1 protein-coding gene is annotated in these 3485 nt (G+C 71.8%); it reads left to right on the top strand.

Annotation, left to right across the window (positions count from 1 at the left end; translation table 11 throughout):
- The coding region (locus GWI24_RS42160) for an SDR family NAD(P)-dependent oxidoreductase (protein WP_210951307.1) at positions 1–3485 on the top strand (3485 nt) is incomplete at both ends.

Genomic DNA, 3485 nt, shown 5'->3' with positions numbered 1-3485 from the left:
GCTCTTCCTCCGACCCGACGCCCACCGAGTCGGCTCTGGTCGACAGGGAGTTCTGGGAGGCGGTGGAGCGCGAGGATCTGGAAGCCCTGGCGGCGACCATCGACTCACCGGCGGATCAGCAGCCCATGCTGGGCGCTGTTCTTCCGACGCTGTCCGCCTGGCGGCGGCAGCACCGGGAGCGGTCGGTCGTCAATTCCTTGCGATATCAGACCACTTGGAAGCGCCTTTCCACTTCCTCCGCGCGTCCGGACCTCTCCGGCACCTGGCTGCTGATTTTCCCCGCCGGTCAGTCCGACCACCCTGCCGTGGCAGCCGCAGCGCACGCCCTGACCAGCCACGGCGCCACCCCGCTCCGCCATGCGCTCGACACCCGTACCGTCGATCGCGACGCCCTGGCGGACCACCTCACCCGTCTGGCCACGGAGGGCGAACCCGTCGGAGTGCTGAGCCTGCTCTCCCTCGACGAGGAGCCGCACCCCGAATACGCTGCCGTGCCCTCCGGGCTGGCCGCGACCACCGTGCTCGTCCAGGCTCTCGGCGACGCCGAGATCCCGGCGCCCATGTGGTGCCTCACGCAGGGCGCCGTCGCCACCGGTCCCGGCGATCCGCTCCCCAGCCCGCGGCAGGCGCAGACCTGGGGACTTGGCCGCGCCGCGGCCCTGGAACACCCTCGCCGCTGGGGTGGCCTGATCGATCTCCCGACCGTCATCGACCACCACACCGCAGACCGTCTGGCCGCGCTGCTCGCCCCCGGTGGGCCGGAGGACCAGACCGCCATTCGCGCCACCGGCAGCTACGCCCGGCGTCTCCGTAGGGCCGGTACGCCCACAGCTGCCCCCAGGACCTGGCAACCCACGGGCACCACGCTCATCACCGGCGGCACCGGCGGTCTCGGCGCCCAGATCGCCCGCTGGCTCGCCCGCCACGGCGCACCCCATCTCCACCTCATCAGCCGCTCCGGCCCCGACGCCCCCGGCGCCACCCAACTCGCCCAAGAACTCACCGACCTGGGCACGACCGTCACCATCACCGCCTGCGACGCCTCCGACCGGGCCGCACTCCAGCACCTCCTCGACACCATCCCAGCCGAACACCCCCTCACCACCGTCATCCACGCCGCCGGAACGTCGGACACCGAGCTCATCGCCGATCTGGGGCCGGAGCGGCTGCAGCATGTGCTCGGGCCCAAGGCCCTGGCCGCCGCCCATCTGCATGAGCTGACCCAGGGGCTCGACCTCAGCGCCTTCGTGCTCTTCTCGTCCGGCGCGGCCGCGTGGGGCGGCAGTCGGCAAGGCGCCTACGCCGCCGCGAACACCTATCTCGACGCCCTCGCCGAGCACCGCCGCGCCCGGGGACTCCCCGCCACCAGCCTCGCCTGGGGTCCCTGGGGCGACGCGGGCATGGCCGCCGACGAGACCGCGCTCGCGTTCTACGGGCGGCGTGGGCTGTGCCCGCTGAGCCCCGAACTGGCCGTGGCATCGCTCCAGCACGCCCTGGACCACCGTGACACCACGGTCACCGTGGCGGACATCGACTGGGAGAAGTTCCCGACGGCGTTCACCGCCCAGCGCCCCAGCCCGCTGCTCGACGACCTGGTCACGGCCGCCGAGAACCCTGCCGAGCGAACCACCGGCGCGTCCACGGGCACGTCCGTCGGCACCTCGCTCCAGCAGCGGCTCTCCGCCGCCGCCCCCGAGCAGCAGCACCAGCTCCTCCTCGAGCGGATCCAGGCCCTCGCGGCCTCGATCCTGGGGCATTCCGGACCGGACGCCATTCCGCCCGCCCAGCCGTTCCAGGAGCTCGGGTTCGACTCCCTGACCGCCGTGGAACTGCGCAACCAGCTCTCCACCGCCACCGGAATCGACCTCGCGCCCGCGCTCGTCTTCGACCACCCCACGCCCAACGCCCTCGCCACCTATCTGCGGGCCGAACTCACGGGCCAGCAGCTGGCCGTCGCCGCTCACACCCCGACCACGGCCGCCCAGGACGAGCCGATCGCGATCGTCGGCATGGCCTGCCGCTTCCCTGGCGACGCCCACTCCCCGAAGGAGCTGTGGGACCTGGTCATGGCGCACCGCGATGCCATCGCGGAGATGCCTACCGACCGCAACTGGAATCTGAACGCGCTCTACGACCCCGATCCCGACCGCTCGGGGACGAGCTATGTCCGCGAGGGCGGATTCCTCTACCAGGCGGCCGAGTTCGATCCCGGGTTCTTCGGCATCAGCCCGCGCGAGGCGGTCGCCATGGACCCCCAGCAGCGGCTGCTCCTGGAAACCGCCTGGGAGACCTTCGAGAGCGCGGGTCTGGATCGGGACACGCTCGCGGGCAGCAACACGGGCGTGTTCGCGGGAGTGACGTCCCAGGACTACATCTCCCTCACCGGCGATACGGCGAGCGATGTCGAAGGCTATGTCGCCACGGGCAATATCGGCAGTGTGGTGTCCGGCCGGGTGGCCTACTCCTTCGGCCTCGAAGGCCCGGCGGTCACGGTGGACACGGCGTGCTCGTCATCGCTCGTGGCCATGCACCTGGCAGCTCAGGCCCTACGGCAGGGCGAATGCACGATGGCCCTGGCCGGCGGGGTGACGGTGATGGCCACCCCGGGCGCGTTCATCGAGTTCTCCCGCCAGCGTGGTCTCGCGCCCGACGCACGGTGCAAACCATTCGCGGCCGCGGCGGACGGCATGGTGTGGGGCGAGGGCGTCGGTCTCGTCCTGCTGGAGCGGCTGTCGGACGCGCGACGCAACGGCCACCGCGTGCTGGCCGTCGTCCGTGGCTCCGCCGTCAACCAGGACGGCACCAGCAACGGGCTGACCGCGCCGAACGGGCCCTCGCAGCAGCGGGTGATCCGGCAGGCGCTCGCCAACGCCCGGCTGTCGGCGTCCGAGGTGGACGCCGTAGAGGCACATGGCACCGGGACCACCCTCGGCGATCCGATCGAGGCCCAGGCGCTGCTGGCCACGTACGGGCAGGAACGGCCGGAGGACCAGCCGCTGTGGCTCGGCTCCATCAAGTCCAACATCGGCCACACCCAGGCCGCCGCCGGAGTGGCCGGGGTCATCAAGATGGTGATGGCGATGCGCCACGGGGTGCTGCCCGCCTCACTGCACATCGACGAACCGACCCCGAATGTCGACTGGAGCGCGGGCGACCTGAGCCTGCTCAGCGAACCCGTCCCATGGCCCCAGGGCGAACGGCCCCGCCGGGCGGGGATCTCCTCCTTCGGCATCTCCGGTACGAACGCCCATCTCATCCTTGAGCAGGCCCCCGAGCCGATCGAGCCCGCCCCCGTATCGGACGTCGCTGGTGTGGTGCCCTGGGTGATCTCCGCACAGAGCGACGTGGCGCTACGAGGCCAGGCACGGGCCCTGACCGGGCACATCATCGGCGAGCCCGAGGTGAGCGCCGCTGAGGTGGGCTGGTCCCTGCTGCGGTCCAGGACGCTCTTCGACCACCGCGCCGTGGTCATCGGCCAGGACCGC

The sequence above is a fragment of the Streptomyces sp. MK37H genome (genome assembly GCF_018035285.1).
GTDB lineage: Bacteria > Actinomycetota > Actinomycetes > Streptomycetales > Streptomycetaceae > Streptomyces > Streptomyces endocoffeicus.
Note: the sequence above shows the minus strand (reverse complement) of the source record. Positions and strands in the feature narration are given on the sequence as shown.